Here is a 24,612-nt window from a genome sequence, read left to right on the forward strand (position 1 = left end):
CTTTCGGATAAGGTTATTTTTATGTTTAAAAGATGAAAATTAGAAACAATAAAAATCTAATATTCAAATTAACATCCTAAAAAATATAAAATCTAATGATTTTTAGTCATTCGCGATGATAATCAGACATTTCATTACTTTTCTCCCTTTTCAGAATATTTTTATGCTATACTTTTTTTGCAACAAATATCAAACAACGAAAAGAGGAATGAACATGAAAAAATATTTTGTTGTAGTATTAACTGTTTTTTTGATTTTTGGAAGTATAGTCCCAGCTACATCATTTGCATCAAGTGGGGAAGCTGTTATAACATCAGCAGATGAAAGTCAATCAATAGGCAGCGATTTGAAGGTTATACAACCAGCAGGAGAAATTGTACTGTTTTCAAATCAGACAAGGCTGGAGGGTCTAAGTACAGTCTTGTGTCTAGGAACGTTGTTAATTTAAATCATAGTGGAACGAACTTAGGATATAGAGCACTTGTAGCTGGTGGTCTAGCATCTGTTCCGATGGAAAATGCTGTTGCTAGAGCAATAGGAACGACATTTTTTAGTGGATTGGTTAAGACTTATAAGTATATGAGACAATCAATTTATAAGAGATCAGATAAAAACTATCATTATTATAAAGTCATTGATGAATTTACAAACAATAAGAAGTCTTGGAAGGGTCCCGTTAAAATTAGTTATCAAAAAGTTAGGAAGTAATGACTGATTAGGAGTTGTTGACATTGAATTATAAAAAGTGGATGGGATATATACTTTTCTTTATAGTCATTTTTACATTAGGAACAAAGCTACTTAAAAACTTTGAAGTTAGCAATCTGATTATTTCTACATTCATATATTCTATTGCAATCATTCCAAGTGTCAAAAAAAGAAGAGGGAGACAAAGTATTGATAAAGTGGACTGACTCTCCCAATATTGTTTTTTCGAAGAGCAAAAAATAAAAGAACAGTTGCTTATGGGTGAATTATCTTAGGTATAAAAATTTGATATGACAGTATTTTGATAAATGATTGAAACACCTGATATGTCTAGGAGTATTTGTGTGGTTAAACGGCTAATTCTTTGAGTCAAAAAGCCTTGAGAAATTAAAGCTTTTTTCAAAAAAGTAGATTTTGATGATAATCAAGAATATTACACTACCACTGTAATTGATATGCCACAAAACGGAGTTGCTGCCACAAGATCTGTTAATGTGATTTGGTATACAGCATCAACAAAAAAATTAATAATACAACAGGATACACTGCTTATATAATTGCTGCGACAAAATCAGGTTTTTATGGGTTAAATACGAAGTTGACTTATGATTCAAAATCTAAAAAGTCATCTGTGCTTCCTTATAAGTCTCCTAAAAGTTATGGCGGGGTATTTATTTTAATTATTATGGTAAGAAAAGATATCTTACATGTAGTGCTAGTACACAATATTGGACACGAATGGAACCGGGAACAGCCAGTTCAAAAGCAGGAGGAGTAACTCTAGGAAAATGATAAAATTAGAATACTTTTGCTATAAAAATGATAAAAAGTATGAAGTTGAGATGGAAGTTTTCAGGAGCTTAATGAATGAACAATTTCGAGATGCGTATCTTTCGATGAAAGGGATAGAAACCGATGTAACCTTGTATTTCTACGAGAAAGATAGCTATGTTTTTCAGCATAGAAAAATCGTCAAAAATCAGATTGACAGTAATGGTCTTAACATTTTACCAATTGTAGTGCTAAACGGTAAGATAATTAAACAAGGAAGTTTACTAACTAATGAAGAATTAGAAGAGATTTTCGAAATTGGACTAGATGTTCAAATCGATAGTCAATAATCTGTTTTAGAGGTATGTTATTTGAATGGTTCTAAAAGAGGAGTCAGATGGGTCTCACCTAAAGGGTGAGGCTTTTTTGTATAGGTTTCGCTAAAAAGTTCATAAATTCGACACAATTTCTTTTTGGAAATATGCTATATTATATTTATTAGAAAATAATACAGAAAGAGGAGATGAATGTTATGTCTGGACAAATCAGAATGACCCCAGCAGAATTGCGTGACCGTGCGAAAACCTACGGAACAAGCGCACGAGATATCGAGCAAATGCTACAACGCTTATCTCAATTGCAAGAACAACTTCGGAGCGAATGGGAAGGACAAGCCTTCGCACGCTTTGACGACCAGTTCAATCAGTTAAAACCAAAAGTAACGGAATTTGCGAACTTGATGGACCAAATTGAACAACAACTTCAAAAAACGGCCAGCGCTGTGGAAGAACAAGACCAACAACTTTCTCAAAACTTTGGATTTTAAGAATGAAAAGGAAGGTGGTATGCGGTGCATATCATCTTTTTTTAAGAGGAGTTAGGAAGATGAGCCAAGAAATTAAAAATAACTCAGATGTCGCCAAGGCTTTTGCCGATCATTTTCAGGAACAAACGGATATGGAATTCAAACCCGTCGTTCAAATTGATTATTCAAATAGTCCGGCTGTGAAAGATATCAAAAAAATTTTAAAGCATTCAGAAGCGATTGTGAAAAAGTTTTCGACACACGTTCAAAAAGATAGTCAAACCATCCAAAACATCAGTGATGCACTCGAAAAGACGGATGCAAGTGAGGCAAAAAAATATGGGGGATAACGGGATAACGGACCACGTACTTCGACTCAAGAAAGAGCTGACGCAAAAAAACGAGGAATTATCAGATATCGAAAAGGAAGCGCGTGAAATCGATCAACTCTCGGAAGAACTTACAGATTGGACAAGAAAAGAACGGCAGTTAAGAGAGGAAGTTCTTTTCTTTAGTGAGGGAACGCGAGCGAGAAAAATGGAAGAACAACGCATGGATCGGTTATACCACGAAGAATTAGGGCATCGGTATCTTTTTCAGGATATGAAAGAGAGTTACGAGGCATATATTCAAAAATTAAAACAAGAAGTTTCCATGCTTGAAAACGAGTACCAAATAGCTCAAAAGAATGAAATGAGTGATGATTATGCCAAGGATAAGTAAAAGTGAACTGTCCTCTACAAAAGAGATGACACAAAATGCTAGACTCGAGATTTTACATAAATTTGGGAAATTTGAAACGGAAGTGAAAGAGTTTGAAGGAACCCACAAGTTAAAAGGAAAGAGTTGGGACTCAGCCAAACAACATTTCGGTGAATACCTTTAATGCCCTCGCCGATTTTGGAGAACGTTTTGAACAGTACCTCGCTGCTTTTGAGAGCGAAGTAGGATCACCTAAAAACAAATTAGATACAGCCGATTTAGAGGATTTGAATGATCGGTTAAAAACCGTTAAAGCTTCAAAAGCGCAAGTGCTTGAGTTGATGAAAAGTAAAATTACGCAATCGTATGTGGCAAGTGGTTATTCTGGTTCCGTTGGGCAGAGTTTTGACAATGCCATGGAAGATATTAATAAAGATATTCAAGTTTTAGAAGATTATCGGCGTTTTGAATCGAGTCATGCTTCTGACTTCTCAGCAGTCAGTGAAACATGGGACAATATTGATACCTACCTTGATCGCTTGAAAAAAGATGGGGCATACGATGCTTCTTCTCACACATATCAATCGGTTGACTTTAGTCAAGAAAAGTTTTATAAAGAACTAAGCAGTTATAATGCGAGTCAAAAGGATCATTATGAAGTACAACGCATCGCCGTCAAAACGGATCACGGCTATACCTATGAGTATCGTCTGTATAAAAATGGGCTTTATGATCCTGAAGCTACTGATAAGTTTAATCAATTGCAGAAAAAAGCAGAAATGGACCAAGCGAAAGATTTCTTTAAAGAGGTTGTAGGGATCAATGATTATATCCGAATGGTAGACGGGATAGACCCCTTAACAGGCAAAAAGATCACCCATAATGAACAAGCCGTTTCATCATTGATGTTCCTTCTAACGGTTGTTTCGGAAGCGACAGCTTTGAAAATCTTGAAGAATATGAAAAACGGGAAAAAAATCTTGAAAGATGTCGAGCTAAGCCAGCTTAAAACGCCTGATAAAATGGTTGAAGGAAAAGTTGGTAAGAAAGTTAGTGGGGGTACTGGAACTGTTTGGGATGATATTAAAGGTACCCAGCCTCCAAGAGCAGGAACAACTATTCCTAAATCTTTTGAAATCAATGCTAATGGAGAAAAATTATGGGTGAATCCTAATGGAACTAAGCACATGGTAGAATATTCAACTAGGAATTTATCACATGGTAGAAAACTCACCGAACAACAATTGTTAAGAAGTTTTCAAGGTGCTGTTGAAAAAGCAACTTTTACAGAGATTAAATTTGATACTAAAATTGTGATAGATAATTGGGAATTGATATTTAGTCCACCTAGAGAAGTAGGACAATTACCAGTTATAAAACATGCTGTTTATCTACCTTAACTTTGAAGGGAGCAAATTATGAAAGTTAAAAGTTATGAAAATAAAGTAATTGAAGATGACATGGAAGTAGACTACTATGTTCCGGTTACAGTTTCTTTTCCAGAAAATGATGATAAACATAATTTAGGAGAATTGTATTACTATAGGTTTATTAATGAACATGAGTCATTTATTGAAGTTAAAATTAACTCTATTACACAGAAAATTGTAGAAGTTGTATTCACATCTATTAATGATATTGAAGACTCTAATTTCTCTATTGAGGAATATGAAGAGAAAAATCCAGTAATTGAAACAGATATTTTTTCCGAAAACACGATTGTAACTAAAGAAGCAGATTTTAACATATTTAGAGGGAACAAAAATTTATATTTCAAATTAAATGAAGAAAACCTGGATTCAATTATTAAAATGTCCAAGCATTTATCTTTATTTTTGAATGTAGAGAATAAAATTATTGGAATGGGATTTTCCGACTTTTCAGAGGAAGAGTGGTCAGAAATTAATGACAGTATAAAAGGCTAAATTGAATTTAGTTAAATTGAGCATAGAAACTAAATGAATAAGGCACTCAATCACAAGACTGATAATCAATGACTGCACCTTGACTAGTAAGGTTTAAACTCGCTAATCAAGTTGCTAATAACTAATAAAAAACTTACTGTGGGAGTTTGATAAACTAAGAAATATCAAAATCCCTTAACTGTCCCTATTGTGATTGAATAATAAAAAGTATAAGCATAACAAGATAAAGACCTGCTTTTCTTTGTCAGGTCTTTTTTTGTGGTACTATTATATTTTGCGAAATAGAAGACAACTAAAAAAGAAATGGAACTAATAGTGTGGAGGAAAGACCAGGATATTTAAACAAGGTTTTAGCTTCCATTTTTATGTCGAATCAATAAAGAATAAACTTGTTTTTTATATAGCTAAGCTTTATGATAAAGATAAGAAAAAATCGGAATTTAATCAAAAAAAAAACCATCAAAATGGAAGTTCTGCTAGGAACGAGTGCCGCGATTACGAAACCTTGAGAAGCCCTCCGAGGTTTTAGAGGTATGTTATTTTGAATGGTTCCAAAACACAATTCGGAAAAGATGGGTACGCTCGTCGGTTTTAGAGGTATGTTATTTTGAATGGTTCCAAAACCTTATCCTTTCGGGTAGGGTTTTTTCCTGTCTAAAATTACCACAGATAGAAATTTAATATTCTTGCTAAAATCCGAAAAACATAAAATCTATTGACCTCTAGTTGTTTACGATGCGCAGTAGATAGAAATAATCAAGGAGATTCTCTGTCATATTTATTGCGAACAGTTAACAAAAAAAGAATCGGCTAGAGCTCTGACAAATGTCAGGGCTTTTTTTATATAAAAAGAGGGAGAAATGAAACGGTGGGTGATGACTGAATGGCTTTAAATAGGGCTACTACTTCCGTTTCAATTCGCGACTAGTTCATTTTTACTTGTTATGATAGGAATTATGCTACAAGTTTCGGTACAACAATAAAAACTTTTGCTTATGGATTTGTACCAAAGACATCGTGATGTGAAAACGTTTTCTTAATATAATGAAAGTAGGAGGTAATCGAAGATGTCGCGCTACAAGTTAAGCAAACTTATTCCAGCGAATCATATGCACATGGAGGAGGCTATCGCGTTAACCGGATTATCTGAAGAAAAATTAGTTTTCTTTTTGAAGGAATTTAATCACTATCTTCCCAAATCTTTGTTCAGCCAAAGTGAAGGTACGATCAGCATTTCGGAAGAAGCAAAAGCTTATTTTCCCGACTTCTTGGTGCAATTAAATGAACGACCGCTTTATTTTGACGAAAAAGAACGCATCAGGCTGATTTATTTGATGACCTTTTCTCGCTATCACGAGTTGTCGGTGTTTTATTATCAAAGCGTTCTGAAAGTTAGTAAGAACACGATTTTATCTGATATCAAAAAATTGCGGGAACTTCTCACTAAGACAGAAATCAAACTTTTGTATGACCGCAAACAAGGCTTTTTCTTGGCGGGAGAGGAATGGGCCATTCGAAAACAGGCGTTTCGTTGGGTGAATGCTCTAATCGAACGCCCAGAATTGAAGTGGCTATTATTTGATTGGATTCACCAACATGACTTTTTAGCTTATTCAAAAGTGCGAGAAAGGCTAGAACAGGAGACGGAGCTTCGTACAATTAGTATGATACCAAGCCGCCTAGAAGGACTTTACATGCTGATCTGCCTTTTAAAAGAACGAAGCGGTAAAGAAAAGATCGAGTTGCCAGAAAATCATGTCAAACGAATCAAACAAACCGCTGTCTATCAGATGGCTTCTCAGTTAGAGGAGGCGAAAAACGAAGACGAAACACTCTTTCTAACCGTGCTCCTCCTTACGCTTACGCAAGGTCGGCTTGAAGAATCCGTTTTTGATTTTTTGCTCGAGTGTGCGAACGCTATGCTCCAAGAACTGGAAAGACGTGCCGCTGTTCACTTTGAAGAATATCGCAAACTTTTGCTAGATACTTTTAGCCATCTCGTCCCGGCATACTACCGAATTTACTATGGCTTAGAAATGGAAGAACCTTTTTTGTATAAAGTGGAGAATGATTATCCAGAAATTTATGCACTGACAGGGTTGGCACTTGCCCCACTCGAAACGCTGGTGAAAAGACCTATTCCAAAAGGAGAAAAAGCTTACTTCGCATTGCTTTTTGGGGCGGCGATTCAAAACCAAGAAGAAAAGGAGCAATCCGAGCATTTACACGCTTTAATTATTTGCCCAAACGGTGTGAGCACATCCATGATCATGGAAGCTGAACTAAAGCGTCTCTTCCCGACCATCACATTTCATACGCAGTATACGCCGGAGAAGCTTGAACAAATTCCTACAAACTCCTATCAATTGATTTTTTCTAGCGTAAAGGTTGTAGCTTCTAAACCAGTATTTATAATCCGTCCAATCATGGAACAGGCAGAGAAGAATCGGTTGGTAAAAGAAGTTCAGGAAACGTTTCTCATTCCGGGAATTGCGCTTGTGACCCCCGAAGAAATCATTCAGACACTGTTACCCTATTTTGAACTGAAGGAAGGTGTGACACAGGAGAAAGTAGCGAAAATACTAAGTCGTAAAATGATGAAAGTTGCAAGCAGTAAGGAGGATCAAAGGCCGATGTTAACTGAATTATTGACGCAAGACCATATCCAAGTAACAAATGAAAAATTGAACTGGAAGGAGGCAATCAGAAAAGCCGCTCAGCCCCTTCATCCCGAATATATCGAAGAGCGTTATATGCAAGCGATGATTCAAAAAGTGGAAGACTACGGGGCATTTATTCATATTGGAAAGGGGATTGCTTTGCCACACGCAAGACCTGAAGATGGTGTGAAAAAAATGGGGATGTCACTTCTTAAAACAGAGGAACCTGTTTTGCTTTTGGATGACACAGATCACCCGATTTCGATTTTTATTTGCCTAGCAGCCATCGATAATGAAGCTCATTTACGTGCGCTAGCAAGTTTAACTAAAATTTTGTCTGATAAAGAAAGCTTAGATAAGTTACTTCAAGCAAAAACAAATACTGAAATTATCCAAATTATGAAAGAAAAAGAAGGAGAGGAAGAAGAATGAAATTTGCGGCTGTGTGCGGATCCGGATTGGGATCAAGTTTTATGGTAGAGATGAATATCAATTCCGTTCTAAATGATTTAGGTGTTACAGGAGTTGAAGTTGCGCATTATGACATGGGAAGTGCATCCCCAGAACTTGCCGATGTATTTTTTGTCGCCAAGGATTTGGAAGACAGTGCCGCCCACTTAGGAGAAGTAGTCGTATTAGACAGCATTATTGATCTCGATGAATTGCGTGAAAAAGTAAAACAAGTTTGTCAGGAAAAAGAATTGCTATAGGGAGGGAAAATCATGTCAGGATTTTTAAAAGTAATCATCGACGTTGCTAGCACACCTGCCATTTTAGTTGCCTTAATCGCTGTTTTGGGACTTGCTTTGCAAAAAAAGCATTTTTCGGACATCATTCGCGGAGGGATTAAAACCTTCGTAGGTTTTCTTGTTGTAACAGCTGGAGCAGGAGTCATCCAAACTTCACTTGAACCCTTTGGGAAAATGTTTCAACATGCCTTTCATGTAACAGGAGTTGTACCAAATAATGAAGCCATCGTAGCAGTTGCCCTAACGACCTTTGGAACAAAAACTGCACTGATTATGCTTCTTGGAATGGCTTTCAATATACTTATTGCTCGCATAACACGTTACAAATATATCTACTTAACCGGTCACGCTACACTTTATATGGCTTGTATGCTTGCTGTTATTGTGACTTCTATTGATATGAACAATGTACTCGCCATCCTGTTTGGAGGGTTAGCACTTGGACTTGCAAACACCATCTTTCCTGCAATTGCCCAGCCTTTCACCCGAAAAATCACTCAAAATGACAATATTGCCCTAGGACATACAGGCGATTTTGGCTACGCTGTGAGTGGACTCGTTGGGCAACTTACCAGTCGTCGCAGTAAAAAGATTAGATCGACGGAAGAAATCAACTTTCCAAAAGGACTCGCTTTTTTACGTGATTCGACAGTAAGTATCACTATCACAATGGGAGTTTTCTATATTTTAGTTGCACTTTTTGCAGGTCAAGCTTATGTAACGAAACTTGGAGGCGGTACAAACTACATCGTCTATGCGCTTCAACAAGCTGGTAGCTTTGCCGCAGGAGTCTTTGTCATCTTAGCTGGTGTTCGCTTGATTTTGGCTGAAATTGTTCCTGCCTTTAAAGGAATTTCGGAACGTCTTGTGCCAAACTCGAAACCTGCACTTGACTGTCCCATTGTCTTTCCTTACGCACCGAATGCCGTGCTTATTGGTTTCCTTTCTAGTTTTGTTGGAGGCATTGTGAGCCTTGGCTTAATGGTTCTCATGGGAACAACCGTTGTCATTCCAGGCGTCGTTCCACACTTTTTCTGCGGAGCAACAGCCGGCGTTTATGGAAATGCGAGTGGCGGGGTAAGAGGAGCCGTATTAGGTTCTTTCACCCAAGGGATCATCATTAGCTTCATGCCAATTTTCTTATTGCCAATTATGAGCGGTATCGGATTCTCAGGCTCAACCTTCTCCGATACAGACTACGGCGTAACCGGCATCTTGCTTGGAAACGTTTCGAAAGTGGCAGGATCATGGGGCTTCATCGCCACATTAATTCTTATCCTTGCCATCATGCTACTACTCACTTGGAGAGGTAAAAAATCAAAAGTAGCGAGTGAAAAATAAAGGAGTGGATAAAAATGATCAGTACAAACCTGAAACCCACACAAGATTTAAATAAATTTGCGGCAAGAATCCGAAAAGATGTGCTAGCAATGCTACTAAAAAGAGGCTACGGACATGTTGGGGGATCCTTATCAATTGTTGAACTACTTGCCGTCCTTTACGGGAAACAAATGAACTATCGGTCTGATGAGCCGCACTGGGAAAAACGTGATTATTTAGTGCTTTCCAAAGGGCATTCTGGCCCTGGCGTATACAGCGCGCTTGCTAATAGCGGCTTCTTTCCAAAAAGCTGGGTTGAGACTTTAAATGAAGGGGGAACAAACTTACCTTCTCATCTAGACCGGAATAAAACGCCCGGTGTCGACGCGACGACCGGTTCACTTGGACAAGGAACTTCCATTGCAACGGGAATTGCAGCAGGGCTTGTACGAAAAGGAGCAAACGATCAATATGTTTATCTCATCACAGGAGACGGGGAGTTAAATGAAGGTCAGTGCTGGGAAGCCTTTCAGTATATAGCTCATGCTCCGCTTAGTAATTGCATTGTTTTCATTGACGAAAATAAAGGCCAAAATGATGGGAAAAGCGAATCAATCATTCGCCATTTTGATCTTGCAGAAAAAATGCGAGCCTTCGGTTTCTACACACAAAAAGTAGATGGCCAAAATATAGAAATGATAGATGCCGCCATTGAAATCGCTAAAAACCAAAAAACGCAAGCGAACTGTATTGTACTTGATACCATCAAAGGTCAAGGCGTTCCATTTTTCGAAAATTATGCGGGCGTGCATTCAGTCAAATTCAATTCGCAAGAAATCATTGAAGCGACCGAATCAGCTATCCGCGAATTAGAAGAACAAGTAAAGGATTAAATTAAAAGAGGAGGGCAATTAAAATGACTATAGAATTATCCGAGAAAGAAGAATATGGAATAGAATTACGAAATGTTGTCGCCGATCGATTAGAAAAATTGATGGAACAAGATGACCGAATTATCGCCCTTGATGCAGATTTAAGCGCAGCTAGCAATTGGAACAAGCTTCAAGAAACACATCCCAATCAATTTATCAACGTAGGCGTTTCAGAAGCCAATATGGTCGGCATGGCATCCGGACTGAGTATCGCAGGTTTCATTCCTTTTATCCATTCCTTTGGCCCATTCGTGACAAGGCGGGTATTTGACCAATTGTATCTTTCAGGTGGTTACGCCAAAACGACCATCAATATATACGGTTCCGACCCAGGTTTTGCAGTTGGACCAAACGGAGGGACTCATACGACACTTGAAGATGTTGCTTTAATGCGTAGCATTCCCCATGCAATTGTTTGCGATGCCTGCTGTGCCGTACAAATGGACTGGATCGTTAATGAATTTTCTAAGCACGAAGGAATTCATTACGTACGCGGAAATCGCAAAAGCGTACATGAAATTTATCAGCCAGGGACAACATTTGAACTTGGCCGAGGAAACGTCTTGCGCACAGGGACAGACGGTTTACTTGTTGTGTCCGGACAACTTGTGTACGAAGCCCTCAAAGTCGCAGAGCATTTGGCAAGAAAAGGAGTTTCGCTCACAGTAATTGATATGTTTACGATCAAACCGCTAGACAAGGAGTTGCTTTTGAAAGAAAGCCAAGATAAGAAATTCATCGTAACACTCGAAAGTCATTCCATCATTGGTGGGCTAGGCAGTGCCGTGTCAGAAGCCTGTGCGGAAAATGCTTTGGCCATTCCGCTAAAACGAGTTGGCATTGAGGAACGATTTGGCGAAGTAGGAACCCCAGACTATCTACAAGAAACATTTGGCTTAACGACAGAAAAAATCGAAGAACGCATCCAAGACTTTCTGAGCGAATGGACGCTTAACATTAAGTAATTGCAAATATAAGAAAAGAACAGAACTAGGGAATAGAGTCATTCACAAGTTGACAATCTATTTCACCGAAGTTCTGTTTTTTTTTTGACTTTTTTATTGAAAAGTCGTATACTGATTTTCGTTAGCTAGCTAACGAAAAGAAGGAGGAAGACGATGAATCCAAGAAATACTGGACGATTACTTAAAATTGCCAGCAATCAAATGGTTCGCGATTTGGACAAATTTGCGGATCAATTCGACTTAACAAGTACTCAAATGGCAATTATTGATTATCTAGTTAATAATGAGAACAAGGAAATTTTACAGAAAGACTTAGAAAAAGAATTTAGCATTCAACGCTCCACTGCGACCGTATTGCTACAAAGAATGGAAAAAAAAGAACTTGTTTATCGGAAAGCTTCTAAGAAAGATGCTAGGCAAAAATCCATTCATTTATCTGAGCATGCTCACAAACTAAGTACAAAAGTTTCCAAGTACATGGAGCTTCAACAAAAGCAATTGGAAAAAAGATTTTCAAAAGAAACTATTGATTTATTTGAAGAAATATTGCATTTCTATATAAAAAAAGAAAACGAATATGAGGGATAACATGAGCAGTGAGAAAATTTCTAAAAAAGTCCTAGGAGCTATTTTAGCAACAGGGATTATGTCATTTTGTGGGGTCGTAGTAGAAACAGCTATGAATATTACTTTTCCAACATTGATGAAAGAATTTAATATTGATATAGCGACCGTTCAGTGGATGACAACCATTTACTTACTGGTGGTTGCAATCGTTGTACCACTTTCAGCTATTTTAAAAAAGTCATTTAAAACCAAAAACTTATTTTTATTAGCCAATCTTTTATTTTTACTTGGCGTAGTTTTAGATATTATTGCTCCGAGCTTTTCTTTGTTACTAGCTGGGAGAGTCATACAAGGCATTGGAACAGGGATTGCGTTGCCGCTCATGTTCAATATTATTTTGGAACAAGTTCCTCGCTCAAAAATCGGCGTAATGATGGGTGTAGGGACTCTTATCACAGCAGTAGCTCCAGCAGTAGGGCCAACATTTGGAGGAATTATTGTGACAAGTTTAAACTGGCGTTATATTTTTATTTTTTTATTACCAGTTTTACTTCTTTCCCTTATAATTGGCATATTAACGATTGAGCAAAAAAGTGAACTTCAACGTTTCAAGCTAGATATCCTTAGTTTTGCTTTTATTGGTCTAATGTTTACTGGCTTTATTTTAGGATTCAGTAATATGGGCAGTCAAAACTTTTTTAGTTTAACCGTACTTGGTGCATTCGTTGTCGGGCTCATCGGCTGCATTAGCTTGATCTTGCGATCTAACCGATTAGAAAATCCCATTATTGACTTACGCGTCTTAAAAAATACAACTTTCAGTGGGCATGTCATCGCTTTTTTTATTTTACAGATGATTTCCCTTGGCCTTTCCTTTATTTTGCCTAACTATATCCAGTTAGTAAATGGAAACAGTGCAATTATTGCAGGAATGGTAGTTTTGCCTGGAGCAATCTTGGGCGCTATTTTCGCTCCATTTGGCGGTCGGATTTTGGACAGCTTGGGCGCAGCGAAGCCTATTTTACTCGGTTCAGTACTTACCCTATCTACGCTCATTTTGTTTAGCTTGTTTAGCTTAGAATTAACTAACCTCGCAATTGGTAGCATTTACCTTGGATTCATGGCAGGAGTTGGACTCACATTCGGCAATATCATGACAAATGGTTTAAAAAACTTGAAACTTAGCGAGCAAGCAGATGGAAATGCCATTCTAAATACCCTGCAGCAATTTGCAGGTGCAGCAGGCACATCTGTCGTGTCAGCAATCATTGCCCAAAGTCAGGCAGGTGGGGCGATTCAAATATCAACCGCAACGGGTTCTCGAAATGCATTCATTGTACTTTTTATAGCTAGCATCATTGAATTTGTTATTCTACTCAAAGTGGTTCGCTCTTCTAAAAAATCTTCCCCTTCTGTGTAAGCTATTCCAAAAACTTGTTAATAATGCCCCCTATTTAGAGGGGGGCATTAACAAGTACCCATTGAATCTTCCCCGTATAAGAATCGGTTTTAGCCGCGCCAGGAGAGATCTGAAGTAACGGTCCAGACTGTTTCCCCCAGCCAACTTCATAATTTCGCTGATTTTGTGAACTCGTTCCATCATAAACATCCACTTGCTTGGTGGCACCTATCAACTGATCAGCTTGTCCAGGTCTCCGAAAGACTAAACTATTTGGCAGTTTATCACCAGATGTGTTAGTGAAAGGAGAAACGAGCTGAGCGGTTACCCGCCATTTTGTTTTATTGGGACGGGTATCTTCAACTTGCAATTTCCATCCCACTTCGGTTCGATTACTTTCTGTCATCTTATTAGAAATTTTTTGATTCGTGAATCCCATAATTTCTGGAACATTAACAAATTTTAGAGTCCCTGTTAATACGGTTACTGTAATCGACTTTGAAGCCGGTCCGTTTTGGTAGGTGACCTTATAGGTTCCAGCTTTAGCTGTGTTGACAGTTCCTTTTACCATCGATTGGTTATAGCTCATATTTTTACCTGTTCGATCCTTGGCTGATATAAAATTATCTTTTGGATTCCAGGTTTCGCCGACATAAATTGTAGAATCTTTTGCTACAATATTTGATAAATCAGGCAAATATTTATAGGTGACAGTTTGTTCTTGATTTGTGATGGTTCCTTTCCCATTTTTAGGTAAGCTTGCTGTGTTCAAATAAAATGGTCCTGTCTTTGCTTGTATATTCATCAATTTAAAAGCAGGAGTAGTAGCATCATAAACTACATTCACATCTCTAGTGATAAGTTTCGGATTTGCGCTTCCGTTGGTAAAGTTTAGTAATTTTCCTTTATCATCAACATACTGAACTTTTACATTAGCTGGAAGGGGTTCTACATGATCTGACTTTGAGTTGTCGACTTCTTTTTGATTCCCATACTGGCTAAATTCTACATAGTAGCCATGATTAGAAGCCCAATATCCAAGTGAATCGGGCAAATCATTCCAAAATTTTGTCCCGTTTTGAGCAAATTGAAGAATATTTTCTACACCATGCCCATTATTTGGTTCTCCGGTAGTGAAGTTGCTGTAACTTCCTTTGACGGGCCCTTTAACTGGATCATATGTTTTGGTGTTATAAAAAATCGTGCCAGCTTCAGGTCCTGTTGCCCAGTACCATTGATTTATATCTTTCCAATCCTTTTGAGCAGGATTTAACATTGTGACATCTTTTGAGAAATGAGTGCTCGGAATGCTTGCTTCATCTAATATCTTTCTTCCGTTCATATGAACAAGCCTTGTTCCGCCGAGTAGTCCAGGTTCTTTCGCAATAGAATTAAAAATAAAGTCGTGCTCACTTAGCGAGTTAATAGTCGCAAGGTAACCAGTAAGTCCACGATAATGCAATTTTTTAGCTTCGTTGTAGGCATCTTGCCAAGGTATCGCGTTTGGAACAAACACATAATAATGCGGAATCCCTTGATCGTCTATCCAGTTTGAAATGGATTCTTGTTCCACGGCGATTTTTAGATTGCCTCCTGTTACGCCATTTGCTTTGTATTGAAATTCAAGGCCAGCAAGAAAAGTCGTGATGACATCTGCTTGCATACCTGTCGTGTTTGTTATGGAAATCGAATTTCCAGCCTGTGTATATATAGCGCCACTTGGTAATTTAACGGAGCTTCTTAACAGCGATAGCCCTGATGGTAAAGTAATATTAATACTTTTATAACCTTTATAGTTTTGTGACAGTACAATTTGATTAAGCTTGAAAATGGAGTGATTTGTTGAAGATCTGACAATTTTAAAATCAAAAGATGTCTCTGGATTTGCCAGTGCCTGTTTGATTTTATTCGCTTCTTCCTCGTTTGGTCCACTTGCACTTCGAGGCATAAGACTATCAGGTGTAGCTTGTTGGTTAGTTGTTTGATCAGACTCACTTGGATGGTCAGAAGTACCAGAAGAGGAGTTTGTTACATGAATAATAAGCGGTTTGGAATTTGCCGTTTGGTCACCACGAATGGTATAAGCTTTAAGTGTATAGGTCCCGGCAACTCGGAAACGAAGACGAACGACGTTGTCATGGGTAGAGCCTTTTTTAAAATCTAAAACGATTTGTTGATTAGTTTTATCGTTAGTGATCGAAGCATCCCCATCTTCTCCTCCTTCAAAGGTAACGGCTTTTGGGAGGGGAATGATGATTTTAGTATCTTGATGATTTAAATCTTGGATACGAAGATTTACTATTTCGCTTGTAGAATAAGAGGCTTTACTAGTTGTTAAAGTGAGGTCTTTTACAGTGTTATCATCTGCAAACAGTGTGGGAATTGTAAACAAAAAACAAATTCCTAATAAGCTGATAAATAAAATCAGCCATTTCTTGAAGTTCATGGTGCTACATCCTTTCTCATGTTGTTGTCCCAATAGTAGAAATAAGTTCAAAGAATGACTATATTTTTATACTAGTAAATTAACAAGAATATTTCGTGGTACAACGTATCAAATTTTAGATAAAAATGGTAAATTCTCAAGAAAGATAAAACGTAAATGATTATAAAAAATGAAAGAAATGTTATTAGGTGAGAAATAAATCACTTAAAAAATATAAAATCAAGAAAGGGAGTGCGCAAATATTTCCTTGTTTATTTTTAAATAAATGAGTAGGAAGAAGAGCTGATGTACTATTTCTTTACAAAACTTGAGAAAGACTAAACAGAACCGTTCAAAAAAAGTTCACATATTCCTAGAGTGGAATAGTTACTATTGCAAAAAAGAACGTTTGTTCGTATAATGGATGAGAAGGAATTGGATGAAGAAGGTGATGACGGTGGTGGACCCAAAGGGGGCTCAGTTTGAATTTCAAAGTCAGGGTTTAGATAATTTTGAAAAAGACTTTGTAGAGCTTGTGGATACAACACTTCCACTTTTTGCAGTCAAAAATAAATTACTTCATTTGATGGAAGTGAATGGACGTCCACAATTTAAAATACCAAAATTTACAACACGAGATGGCGAAGAACATATCTTTTATTTTGATGTATTGCCCATAACAGAAAGTAGAAGCGTTAAAGTGTATCGCTACAAAGGATATAGCTAAATTGGTTGCTAGAACGGACTAATTGTGTAGGATTAGCCATTTGCTAATTGGTGTAAGTTGCAATTTCTAGACAATTTCCTCTTGTTCAATTGCTTGTAAGTTTAGATTTACTGGTAGTTGAAAAGAACTTTGAATCTGAAGAATAAAAAAGTGTGATAAATAAAAGAGGAAAAGGAGTATCTGAAAATAGAGAAGTAAAAGGGAAGTCTTGTTTTACGAACTTGACAGTGCAAGAAGACCATGATATAGTGATTAAGGTTAATTAACAAGAAAGAAGAAGCAACCCGCTTCTCGCCTCGTTAACGAATGTTTTCAGGCAAAAAGTTCAATGATTCGTCACATCCGAACTGGTTGTGACTTTGAATGTGCGGGTTTGCGATCGTTTAGCAAATCCGTTTTTTTATTGTCTGCCAGTAAAGGTGGACACCTGACTTGCTCTTTTCTGACTTGTTCGACCAATAAAACACGGAGGTGGCTCAAAATTAGCAAAGACATGATGGTAAATGATGGGATTCGTGCACGTGAACTCAGATTGATTGATCAAAATGGCGAACAGCTCGGCGTTAAAACGAAAGTTGAGGCGCTTGGAATTGCTGAAAAAGCGAACCTTGATCTTGTGCTTGTTGCTCCAAACGCGAAACCCCCAGTGGCACGTATTATGGACTACGGGAAATATCGTTTCGAACAGCAAAAGAAAGACAAAGAAGCCCGTAAAAACCAAAAAGTCATCGTGATGAAAGAAGTTCGTCTTAGTCCGACGATCGATGAACATGATTTCAATACGAAGCTACGTAATGCACGCAAATTCCTTTCTAAAGGCGATAAAGTGAAATGTTCTATTCGCTTTAAAGGGCGTGCAATCACCCACAAAGAAATCGGTCAAAAGGTGCTTGACCGTTTTGCTGACGAGTGCAAAGACTTAAGCACAGTTGAGCAAAAAGCGAAAATGGACGGACGTTCAATGTTCTTAGTCCTAGCACCACTTCAAGAAAAGTAATAGTTTTGAGGAGGAAATATTCATGCCAAAAATGAAAACTCACCGCGGTTCCGCTAAACGTTTCAAGAGAACAGGATCTGGAAAATTAAAACGCAGACACGCTTTTGTAAGCCATATGTTTGCTAACAAATCGAAAAAACAAAAACGTAAACTACGTAAAGCGGCAATGGTATCAGCTGGCGATTTCAAACGTATTCGCCAAATGGTCGCTAAAATGAAATAAGCAATTTCGAATTAATTTTTGTAAAATCTAGGAGGTAGACAATTATGCCACGCGTAAAAGGCGGAACAGTAACTCGCAAACGTCGTAAAAAAGTCATTAAATTAGCCAAGGGATATTATGGCTCGAAACATACACTATTCAAAGTCGCTAACCAAGCGGTAATGAAATCTTACCAATATGCTTACAGAGATCGTCGTCAAAAGAAACGTGATTTCCGTAAACTTTGGATTACACGTATCAATGCAGCTGCTCGTTTGAATGATCTTTCTTACAGCAAATTGATGCACGGACTTAAATTAGCAGGTATCGATGTAAACCGTAAAATGCTTGCTGAATTAGCTGTGAATGATGAAGCTGCTTTCACATCTCTAGCAGATGCAGCTAAAAAAGAATTAGCGAAATAAGCCTGTAAACGTTGATTTAACAACGTTAAGACCCGCTCATCCGAGCGGGTCTTTTGTTTGATCCACACGCTTACCTTTTGCCATAAAATCTCTCAAAGATTGAGGCCGTTTCATCTTTTCCTTTTTGTGTAACATGGATATTGGTATTCATTGTTGTCTTAATATTGGTATGTCGCGGGCAGTCTTGCGCTTGTTTCATATTCGCACCTGTCTCAAAAAGTAACAAGGCATGAGTATGTCGAAATCCATGAATCGTAATTTTCTTCATGTTGGGATGATGGTAAAAAACTTGAAGCCAAGTGAGTGACGTCTTTAAGTGCAAAAGGAATTATCTTCATTTTGATTAAAAACTAGTTGTTCGGTAGAAGTGATATGACCGTATCTCTTTAGGATTGGCAGCCTTTGTCAAAGAAACGTATCAACTGAACTTATCCAAGTAGTTGGTGTTGAAATAGTTAGTAATTCCATTATTAAAGCCTCCTAGTTGTTCATATATTGGTAATGTAACCTACTCCATTTTATTCTTTTACAATAAAAAAGTTAACATCTAACTATTATATTTCTAATTATTATAAGTCGATGTTTTTTCTTGACATTTCTTTTGTGAGTGTGTATACTCTTTTCGAATAGTTAGATATCTAATTTTTTAGCAAAGGGAGGATTTTTTTGGATAAAATGATTGTTTCAAATTTGATGCGTTCCATCATGAACAAATCTCGTGAATCAATGGAGCACCGTACCAAAGACATGGATATTAGTCCTCAACAGGGGCGAATGATTTCTTATATCGCACAAAATGAAGACAAAGGATTGATTCAAAAAGATTTAGCGGAAGTATTTCAACGTCGTGGTGCGAGCATCACTAGTATGCTTCAGGGATTAGAGAAAAAAGGTTATATTGAACGCCGAATCCCGGAAAACAATGAGCGGCAAAAGAATATTTACGTACTACCTAAGGGTAAGGCTTTGGTTGATGAAACGAATGAAGCTTTTTATGCAGCAGAAAAAGAACTAATACACGCATTAAGCGAAGCAGAAGTTCAACAATTAACGAAGTTGTTAAGAAAAATCGATCGTAGTCTTTAATCAACAAGCAGAAACTAACTGCTTGCAGCTAAATAGTTAGATATCTAATATTTATAAATCTAAGAGAAGAAGGAATTGTCATGGGAAATTTTGAAATTAATGAATCAAATATTTACTACTTAAAAGAAAGTCCAATTCGAAAATCGATCGCTCATTTATCGATTCCGATGATGATTGGTATCTCAGCAACCACAATCTACAATTTGATCAATGCTTATTTTATTGGACTAATCCATGATACGAATATGATGTCGGCGATCACTTTAGCGATGCCAATCATGCTCATTTTAATGGCTGTTGGAAATATGTTTGGCGTGGGTGGCGGAACATTTATTACACGTCTATTAGGTAGTGGGGATACAAAAAAAGGCCGAAAAGTTGCTGGTTATTCTTTCTACGCAAGTATCATTTTGGGTATAATTATTGGAATCATTGCCATTATCTTTATGAATCCATTTGTTCATTTACTGGGAGCAGCAGACAGTCAAACAATTCTTTATACAACACAGTACTCAACCATTCTGTTTGCTGGTGGCGCAGCCTTCATTTTAAACTTTGCCTTGGAACAATTAGTTCGTTCAGAAGGTGCGTCAAAAGAATCGATGTACGGCATGTTTATCAGTGTTGCTGTTAGTATCGTATTGGATGCTTTATTGATTTTGGTGTTTAACTTGCATGTGATCGGCGCAGGGATTTCGATTGTGATTGCCAATATTGCTTCAACTATTTATTACGTCTGGTTCTTAGAAAACAAGAGTGAGTCCTTGAAGGGGTTTTTGAAACACTTTAAAATTTCAGTTAAAGATCAACTAGAAGTTTATAAAATCGGTGTTTCAGAACTGTTCAAATCAGCTTTTATGATTGTCACAACTTTATTATTGAATAATTTCTCTGCTGAATATGGTGACAATGTGGTTGCTAGTTTTGGTATCGCAGTTCGAATCACTCAATTGCCCGAATTTTTAACAATGGGACTATTTTTAGGGGCAATGCCATTATTCGCCTATAGTTTCTCTGCTCATGACACAAAACGATTAAAAGAAGCGTTGAAGGAAGTTTCTTTATGGATCGGAGGAATCTCAATTATCTTTGCTTTGGTTGCTTATATATTCCGTGTGCCAGTATTAAGCTTATTCACCAATGATCCTCGTGTAATTCAAGTCGGTCTTACCATTTTAGCTGCACAATTGGTTTCTTCTGTCTTTAATGGTTTTTCCGGTTTATTCACTGGAATCTTCCAAGCATCTGGTTTAGGTGCACAAACAGGTGTGATGTCCACTATCCAAGGAACATTGTTTATTCCTGTCGTTTTGTTATTACATCATTTCTACAGATTAAACGGTTTGATCTGGTCAATGACTATTACAGAGGGAATTGCCTTTGTCGCTGGTATTATTATGATAATTCCTTACTTGAATAAGCTAAATAAAAATGAATTACCAGCAATGCAAAAGCAATAAAAAATCTAAAATTAGTATAGATTCACAGCTAGTGTTTTCAAAGTTAACTAGTTTAGAATTCAGTAAAATAGCATACAGAACAAAAAAGTATCGTTTAAACAACGAACTAACTGAAGAATAAACATACTGTATTAGTATTTTAGAACTCAATCATCTATATCGGTGATTGAGTTGTTTTTGTCTTAATGAGGAAGTAGCAAATGTTCATAAACAAGAAAATCGCTACATCATGAGAGGAGTAAATGGACAAGTGTACGTATACGTAGATCAAAAATCAGGCAAGGCTTATGTGATGTACTTCGTCATGGATGTCATCAGCGAACGCTAATTCATTTGTGGTTTATTTAGTTGACCATCAATTATGTATAATTAACTATTAGTGTTTAGAGATCAACATTTTTCAGCACCCCACATTTCTTATTTTGACCGAAAATTGACTCCAATCCGTTTGGAATTTTATGAGATCAAGTGAATTCGAATGAAATCTTGATATTTATAAAGCCTTTTTTTCGTCCCTATGAGACTCTATGAAACTCTTTAAGTCGCAGATGCAGCTAAAAAAGAATTAGCGAAATAAGAAATCAAAAAGCTGACGCTTCCTGAAGCGTCAGCTTTTTTGTTAGAGTTTGATATCGAGTTCGACCGGGCAATGATCAGATCCAAGCACATCTGAATGGATTTTGGCGTCAACAAGAGAAGCTTCTAAACGATTAGAAACAACAAAGTAATCAATCCGCCACCCAACGTTCCTGCTCCTAGCATTCATTCGGTAAGACCACCAAGAATAGGCGTCTGTTTTATCTGGGTAAAAATAGCGGAAACTGTCCGTAAATCCAGCGGCGAGAATATCTGAAAACTTCGCGCGCTCTTCATCAGAAAACCCAGCATTTTTCCGGTTCGTTTTTGGGTTTTTCAGGTCTATTTCTTCATGAGCAACATTCAAATCACCACAGAAAATAACAGGTTTTTCATGATCCAGACTTTTAATATAACGTAAAAAGGCTTCTTCCCAAGTCATCCGATAAGGAAGCCGCTTCAGCTCGCTTTGAGAATTCGGCGTATAGACCGTTAATAAGTAAAATTCTGGGTATTCAAGCGTAATCAATCTGCCTTCATTGTCATGCTCATCCATCCCCAAACCATACTGGACCCGAAGTGGTTCTTTTTTTGTGAAAATAGCCGTTCCTGAATATCCTTTTTTGAGAGCATAGTTCCAGTAAGAGAAATAACCAGGAGTATCGAGCTCAATCTGACCTTCTTGAAGCTTTGTCTCTTGTAAGCAAAAAACATCTGCATCCACCTCGTGAAAATACTCTAAAAAACCCTTTTTAACGGCGGCTCGAAGCCCGTTTACATTCCAAGAAATTAGTTTCATTTGAAGCACTCCTTTTTGCAGTAAGTTCGTTCTTTTTCTATTATACCTTAATTGAGAATTTGAGGATACGCAACGAATCGCACATAATATTAGAAATTTTAAGATGAGCGGCATATAATAGAAGAGGAAAATAAACTGAAGGAAGTGTAAGTGATGAAAGAAGAACTGATCAAACGCTTTACTACATATGTAAAAGTGAATACCCAATCAAACGAAGAGAGTACCACTTGCCCGACAACAGAAGGACAGCTTGAACTCGGTAAAATTCTTGTAAATGAATTGAAAGAAATTGGTATGAGTGACGTAACAGTAGACGAGAATGGTTACGTGATGGCGACACTTCCAGCAAATACCGACAAAAAAATCCCAGTTATTGGATTTTTAGCTCACCTTGATACAGCAACAGATTTTACGGGGGAAAACGTGAGTCCGCAAATCCGCGAAAATTATGATGGTGGCGACATTGTTTTAAATGAAACACTTAATGTAGTTTTATCGCCTAAACAATTTCCAGAATTAGCTGGGTATAAAGGCCAAACTTTAATTACGACAGACGGTACAACGCTTCTTGGTGCGGATGATAAATCGGGCATCACAGAAATCATGGTTGCAATGCACCATCTCATTGACCATCCAGAAATTAAGCATGGCAAAATCCGTGTAGCTTTCACACCAGATGAAGAAATTGGTCGCGGTCCAGCACGCTTTGATGTTGCGGCATTTGGAGCAGACTATGCTTATACAATGGACGGGGGACCACGCGGACAGTTGGAATATGAAAGTTTTAACGCAGCAGCAGCCAAGATTACCTTTAAAGGAAACAGCGTCCATCCAGGAACTGCTAAAAATAAAATGGTTAATGCAACTAAGCTTGCGATGGAATTTAATGATGCGCTACCAGCAGGAGAAGCGCCAGAGTATACAGAAGGCTATGAAGGGTTCTATCACTTGATTTCGTTAAATGGCGACGTTGAGCAAGCTAAATCCTATTACATCATCCGCGATTTTGATTCCTTGAAATTTGCTGAGCGTAAAGCTAAAGTTGCAGATATCGTTTCAAAAATGCAAGAAAAATACGGCAAAGAAAACATTGTCTTAGAACTAAACGATCAGTATTACAATATGCGCGAAAAAATTGAACCCGTCAAAGAAATTGTCGATATCGCTTATGAAGCAATGAAGAAATTGGATATTGAGCCACTCGTTGAACCTATCCGAGGTGGAACAGACGGTTCTCAATTATCCTTTAAAGGACTGCCAACGCCAAATATCTTTGCTGGTGGGGAAAACATGCATGGGAAGTTTGAATACGTATCCGTTGAAAATATGGAACTTGCTACTAAAGTAATCATCGAAATGGTGCAGCTTTTCGAACAACGCGGTTGATGACAAAGTATCATAACGAGTGCCCCTTGACTGATAAAGTGAAGGGGCGTTTTGATCGATAGGAGGAAAATATGAATTCGATTATTGCAAAAGCAGAGGCGTGGATGGAAGAAGTTTTCAGCTCAGAAAACACGGGTCATGATTTTGAACATCTAAAGCGAGTGGTAGAAACGGCAACAAGAATTCAAGCTACAGAAGGTGGAGACTTATTTTTTATTCAGCTAGCGGCTCTTTTTCATGACTATCCAGATGAAAAATTGACACATGATACGAACCAAGCCAAGGGTGAATTAAGAAAGTGGATGGAAGACGAAAAACTTGAAGAGCCTTTCATTCAAAAAATTTTACGGGCGGTGGATGTCGTATCTTATAAAAACGGAAAAAATAAGATACTGGCTCGGAGTATTGAAGAGAAAATTATCCAAGATGCTGATAGGCTTGATGCGATGGGAGCGATTGGAATTGTCCGAGCATTTACGTATGGGGCTTCTCAAAAAAGACAGCCGCTTGACTATCTAAAAGTAAATTCTGATACTACTCTGCAACATTTTGATGATAAATTACTTCACTTGAAAAAGCTCATGCAAACTGAGACTGGCAGAAAGCTAGCAGAAAAGAGGCATGATTTTATGCTTTTGTTCATTGAAGAATTAAAAAATGAACAAGCAATAAAATCATAAACAAACTTCTTGTAATTGACTAAAAAATAAGCTATAATTAAAAAGCTTTCTTAAAGAGAGCTAAAATAGTTTTAAAAAAACTGTTGACCAGGCTTTGATAAAATGTTATGCTATTAGAGCTGTCACTTCAGCAAATGACCTTTGAAAACTGAACAAAAAGAAGACGGAAAAGCGATGAGACAGTATGTTTCACCAATCAATTCGCAGGACAGGAAATCGAGAGCGATTTCCAAAAAAACAAGCAAGAAAGCTAGCAAAGTCAATTTTGACGCTAAGGAGACTTATTCACGGTGTTGGATAAGTATTCAAATTCCATTTATTTTAAAGAGAGTTTGATCCTGGCTCA

General features: G+C 37.5%; 26 protein-coding genes and 1 other annotated feature. Of the genes, 23 read left to right on the top strand and 3 right to left on the bottom strand.

Annotated elements, in window-relative coordinates:
- Positions 1-214: 214 nt before the first annotated feature.
- From HB912_RS10700 to HB912_RS10770, 15 genes are all read left to right on the top strand, one after another.
- Positions 215-448 (top strand): hypothetical protein, encoded by a 234-nt coding sequence (locus HB912_RS10700; RefSeq protein WP_185374457.1) that lies wholly within the window; start codon positions 215-217, stop codon positions 446-448.
- Between the two features lie 759 nt (positions 449-1,207).
- Positions 1,208-1,486, top strand: coding sequence for a hypothetical protein (locus tag HB912_RS10705; RefSeq protein WP_185374458.1), 279 nt, complete (start codon positions 1,208-1,210; stop codon positions 1,484-1,486).
- A 10-nt stretch (positions 1,487-1,496) separates the two neighbouring features.
- Positions 1,497-1,829: an arsenic metallochaperone ArsD family protein gene (locus tag HB912_RS10710; RefSeq protein WP_185374460.1), complete on the top strand. Its 333-nt coding sequence runs from the start codon at positions 1,497-1,499 to the stop codon at positions 1,827-1,829.
- 182 nt (positions 1,830-2,011) lie between these two features.
- The gene (locus HB912_RS10715; RefSeq protein ID WP_036070427.1) at positions 2,012-2,305 is read left to right on the top strand and encodes a WXG100 family type VII secretion target; all 294 of its coding nucleotides are present in this window, start codon (positions 2,012-2,014) and stop codon (positions 2,303-2,305) included.
- A 59-nt stretch (positions 2,306-2,364) separates the two neighbouring features.
- Positions 2,365-2,634 carry a DUF3130 family protein gene (locus HB912_RS10720; RefSeq protein ID WP_185374462.1) on the top strand — a complete coding sequence of 90 codons (270 nt, stop codon included), beginning with the start codon at positions 2,365-2,367 and terminating at the stop codon, positions 2,632-2,634.
- Positions 2,609-3,007: a hypothetical protein gene (locus tag HB912_RS10725; RefSeq protein ID WP_185374464.1), complete on the top strand. Its 399-nt coding sequence runs from the start codon at positions 2,609-2,611 to the stop codon at positions 3,005-3,007. The genes HB912_RS10720 and HB912_RS10725 overlap by 26 nt, the downstream gene beginning before the upstream one ends.
- 149 nt (positions 3,008-3,156) lie before the next feature.
- Positions 3,157-4,386, top strand: coding sequence for a pre-toxin TG domain-containing protein (locus HB912_RS13380; RefSeq protein ID WP_185374466.1), 1,230 nt, complete (start codon positions 3,157-3,159; stop codon positions 4,384-4,386).
- 18 nt (positions 4,387-4,404) lie between these two features.
- Positions 4,405-4,911 carry a hypothetical protein gene (locus tag HB912_RS10735; RefSeq protein WP_185374468.1) on the top strand — a complete coding sequence of 169 codons (507 nt, stop codon included), beginning with the start codon at positions 4,405-4,407 and terminating at the stop codon, positions 4,909-4,911.
- A gap of 1,067 nt (positions 4,912-5,978) precedes the next feature.
- Positions 5,979-8,003, top strand: a complete 2,025-nt coding sequence (locus tag HB912_RS10740) for a BglG family transcription antiterminator (protein ID WP_185374469.1) — start codon at positions 5,979-5,981, stop codon at positions 8,001-8,003.
- Positions 8,000-8,281 carry a PTS sugar transporter subunit IIB gene (locus tag HB912_RS10745; protein WP_036070418.1) on the top strand — a complete coding sequence of 94 codons (282 nt, stop codon included), beginning with the start codon at positions 8,000-8,002 and terminating at the stop codon, positions 8,279-8,281. Before HB912_RS10740 ends, HB912_RS10745 begins: the two co-directional genes overlap by 4 nt.
- A gap of 12 nt (positions 8,282-8,293) precedes the next feature.
- Positions 8,294-9,661 carry a PTS ascorbate transporter subunit IIC gene (locus HB912_RS10750; protein ID WP_185374471.1) on the top strand — a complete coding sequence of 456 codons (1,368 nt, stop codon included), beginning with the start codon at positions 8,294-8,296 and terminating at the stop codon, positions 9,659-9,661.
- Between the two features lie 14 nt (positions 9,662-9,675).
- Positions 9,676-10,533 carry a transketolase gene (locus HB912_RS10755; protein WP_185374473.1) on the top strand — a complete coding sequence of 286 codons (858 nt, stop codon included), beginning with the start codon at positions 9,676-9,678 and terminating at the stop codon, positions 10,531-10,533.
- Between the two features lie 23 nt (positions 10,534-10,556).
- A complete protein-coding gene (locus HB912_RS10760; RefSeq protein ID WP_185374474.1) occupies positions 10,557-11,537 on the top strand; it encodes a transketolase family protein in 981 nt (326 codons plus the stop codon).
- A 153-nt stretch (positions 11,538-11,690) separates the two neighbouring features.
- Positions 11,691-12,125: a MarR family winged helix-turn-helix transcriptional regulator gene (locus HB912_RS10765; RefSeq protein WP_185374476.1), complete on the top strand. Its 435-nt coding sequence runs from the start codon at positions 11,691-11,693 to the stop codon at positions 12,123-12,125.
- A gap of 1 nt (position 12,126) precedes the next feature.
- A complete protein-coding gene (locus tag HB912_RS10770) occupies positions 12,127-13,524 on the top strand; it encodes a DHA2 family efflux MFS transporter permease subunit (RefSeq protein WP_185374478.1) in 1,398 nt (465 codons plus the stop codon).
- 34 nt (positions 13,525-13,558) lie between these two features.
- Here the strand turns inward: HB912_RS10770 and HB912_RS10775 are convergent, their stop codons facing one another.
- Entirely contained in the window at positions 13,559-15,949 is a 2,391-nt protein-coding gene (locus tag HB912_RS10775; RefSeq protein ID WP_185374480.1) for a bacterial Ig-like domain-containing protein, read from the bottom strand.
- A gap of 418 nt (positions 15,950-16,367) precedes the next feature.
- Here HB912_RS10775 and HB912_RS10780 point away from each other — a divergent pair, with 418 nt between their 5' ends.
- From HB912_RS10780 to rplT, 4 genes are all read left to right on the top strand, one after another.
- A complete protein-coding gene (locus HB912_RS10780; protein WP_052008381.1) occupies positions 16,368-16,655 on the top strand; it encodes a DUF5960 family protein in 288 nt (95 codons plus the stop codon).
- A 265-nt stretch (positions 16,656-16,920) separates the two neighbouring features.
- Positions 16,921-17,065: a sequence feature (ribosomal protein L20 leader region), on the top strand.
- 71 nt (positions 17,066-17,136) lie between these two features.
- Positions 17,137-17,652: a translation initiation factor IF-3 gene (infC, locus tag HB912_RS10785; protein WP_077913533.1), complete on the top strand. Its 516-nt coding sequence runs from the start codon at positions 17,137-17,139 to the stop codon at positions 17,650-17,652.
- Positions 17,653-17,674: 22 nt separating this feature from the next.
- A complete protein-coding gene (rpmI, locus tag HB912_RS10790; protein ID WP_115752739.1) occupies positions 17,675-17,875 on the top strand; it encodes a 50S ribosomal protein L35 in 201 nt (66 codons plus the stop codon).
- A 44-nt stretch (positions 17,876-17,919) separates the two neighbouring features.
- Complete coding sequence (rplT, locus tag HB912_RS10795) at positions 17,920-18,279, top strand: 50S ribosomal protein L20 (RefSeq protein WP_036070406.1); 360 nt, start codon at positions 17,920-17,922, stop codon at positions 18,277-18,279.
- 70 nt (positions 18,280-18,349) lie between these two features.
- On the opposite strand, the gene HB912_RS13405 is transcribed toward rplT, so the two are convergent.
- Complete coding sequence (locus HB912_RS13405) at positions 18,350-18,547, bottom strand: site-specific integrase (RefSeq protein ID WP_425324775.1); 198 nt, start codon at positions 18,545-18,547, stop codon at positions 18,350-18,352.
- 407 nt (positions 18,548-18,954) lie between these two features.
- Here HB912_RS13405 and HB912_RS10805 point away from each other — a divergent pair, with 407 nt between their 5' ends.
- A complete protein-coding gene (locus HB912_RS10805; protein WP_036070954.1) occupies positions 18,955-19,365 on the top strand; it encodes a MarR family winged helix-turn-helix transcriptional regulator in 411 nt (136 codons plus the stop codon).
- Positions 19,366-19,445: 80 nt separating this feature from the next.
- Positions 19,446-20,825, top strand: a complete 1,380-nt coding sequence (locus HB912_RS10810) for an MATE family efflux transporter (RefSeq protein WP_185374482.1) — start codon at positions 19,446-19,448, stop codon at positions 20,823-20,825.
- A gap of 619 nt (positions 20,826-21,444) precedes the next feature.
- Here HB912_RS10810 and HB912_RS10815 read toward each other — a convergent pair.
- Positions 21,445-22,200 carry an exodeoxyribonuclease III gene (locus HB912_RS10815; protein WP_185374484.1) on the bottom strand — a complete coding sequence of 252 codons (756 nt, stop codon included), beginning with the start codon at positions 22,198-22,200 and terminating at the stop codon, positions 21,445-21,447.
- A gap of 153 nt (positions 22,201-22,353) precedes the next feature.
- Here HB912_RS10815 and pepT point away from each other — a divergent pair, with 153 nt between their 5' ends.
- Positions 22,354-23,586, top strand: coding sequence for a peptidase T (gene pepT, locus HB912_RS10820; protein ID WP_185374486.1), 1,233 nt, complete (start codon positions 22,354-22,356; stop codon positions 23,584-23,586).
- A gap of 71 nt (positions 23,587-23,657) precedes the next feature.
- Positions 23,658-24,266 carry an HD domain-containing protein gene (locus tag HB912_RS10825; protein ID WP_185374488.1) on the top strand — a complete coding sequence of 203 codons (609 nt, stop codon included), beginning with the start codon at positions 23,658-23,660 and terminating at the stop codon, positions 24,264-24,266.
- Positions 24,267-24,612 lie beyond the last annotated feature (346 nt).

This window comes from Listeria aquatica, assembly GCF_014223975.1.
Taxonomy (GTDB): Bacteria; Bacillota; Bacilli; order Lactobacillales; family Listeriaceae; genus Listeria; species Listeria aquatica.

What these genes read in the sequence shown, in the direction of transcription:
- HB912_RS10700 (WP_185374457.1), top strand. Translation starts at nt 215, where the DNA reads ATGAAAAAATATTTTGTTGTAGTATTAACTGTTTTTTTGATTTTTGGA.
- HB912_RS10710 (WP_185374460.1), top strand. Translation starts at nt 1,497, where the DNA reads ATGATAAAATTAGAATACTTTTGCTATAAAAATGATAAAAAGTATGAA.
- HB912_RS10715 (WP_036070427.1), top strand. Translation starts at nt 2,012, where the DNA reads ATGTCTGGACAAATCAGAATGACCCCAGCAGAATTGCGTGACCGTGCG.
- HB912_RS10720 (WP_185374462.1), top strand. Translation starts at nt 2,365, where the DNA reads ATGAGCCAAGAAATTAAAAATAACTCAGATGTCGCCAAGGCTTTTGCC.
- HB912_RS10735 (WP_185374468.1), top strand. Translation starts at nt 4,405, where the DNA reads ATGAAAGTTAAAAGTTATGAAAATAAAGTAATTGAAGATGACATGGAA.
- HB912_RS10740 (WP_185374469.1), top strand. Translation starts at nt 5,979, where the DNA reads ATGTCGCGCTACAAGTTAAGCAAACTTATTCCAGCGAATCATATGCAC.
- HB912_RS10745 (WP_036070418.1), top strand. Translation starts at nt 8,000, where the DNA reads ATGAAATTTGCGGCTGTGTGCGGATCCGGATTGGGATCAAGTTTTATG.
- HB912_RS10750 (WP_185374471.1), top strand. Translation starts at nt 8,294, where the DNA reads ATGTCAGGATTTTTAAAAGTAATCATCGACGTTGCTAGCACACCTGCC.
- HB912_RS10755 (WP_185374473.1), top strand. Translation starts at nt 9,676, where the DNA reads ATGATCAGTACAAACCTGAAACCCACACAAGATTTAAATAAATTTGCG.
- HB912_RS10760 (WP_185374474.1), top strand. Translation starts at nt 10,557, where the DNA reads ATGACTATAGAATTATCCGAGAAAGAAGAATATGGAATAGAATTACGA.
- HB912_RS10765 (WP_185374476.1), top strand. Translation starts at nt 11,691, where the DNA reads ATGAATCCAAGAAATACTGGACGATTACTTAAAATTGCCAGCAATCAA.
- HB912_RS10770 (WP_185374478.1), top strand. Translation starts at nt 12,127, where the DNA reads ATGAGCAGTGAGAAAATTTCTAAAAAAGTCCTAGGAGCTATTTTAGCA.
- HB912_RS10775 (WP_185374480.1), bottom strand. Translation starts at nt 15,949, where the DNA reads ATGAACTTCAAGAAATGGCTGATTTTATTTATCAGCTTATTAGGAATT.
- HB912_RS10780 (WP_052008381.1), top strand. Translation starts at nt 16,368, where the DNA reads ATGAAGAAGGTGATGACGGTGGTGGACCCAAAGGGGGCTCAGTTTGAA.
- rpmI (WP_115752739.1), top strand. Translation starts at nt 17,675, where the DNA reads ATGCCAAAAATGAAAACTCACCGCGGTTCCGCTAAACGTTTCAAGAGA.
- rplT (WP_036070406.1), top strand. Translation starts at nt 17,920, where the DNA reads ATGCCACGCGTAAAAGGCGGAACAGTAACTCGCAAACGTCGTAAAAAA.
- HB912_RS13405 (WP_425324775.1), bottom strand. Translation starts at nt 18,547, where the DNA reads ATGAAGAAAATTACGATTCATGGATTTCGACATACTCATGCCTTGTTA.
- HB912_RS10805 (WP_036070954.1), top strand. Translation starts at nt 18,955, where the DNA reads ATGATTGTTTCAAATTTGATGCGTTCCATCATGAACAAATCTCGTGAA.
- HB912_RS10810 (WP_185374482.1), top strand. Translation starts at nt 19,446, where the DNA reads ATGGGAAATTTTGAAATTAATGAATCAAATATTTACTACTTAAAAGAA.
- HB912_RS10815 (WP_185374484.1), bottom strand. Translation starts at nt 22,200, where the DNA reads ATGAAACTAATTTCTTGGAATGTAAACGGGCTTCGAGCCGCCGTTAAA.
- pepT (WP_185374486.1), top strand. Translation starts at nt 22,354, where the DNA reads ATGAAAGAAGAACTGATCAAACGCTTTACTACATATGTAAAAGTGAAT.
- HB912_RS10825 (WP_185374488.1), top strand. Translation starts at nt 23,658, where the DNA reads ATGAATTCGATTATTGCAAAAGCAGAGGCGTGGATGGAAGAAGTTTTC.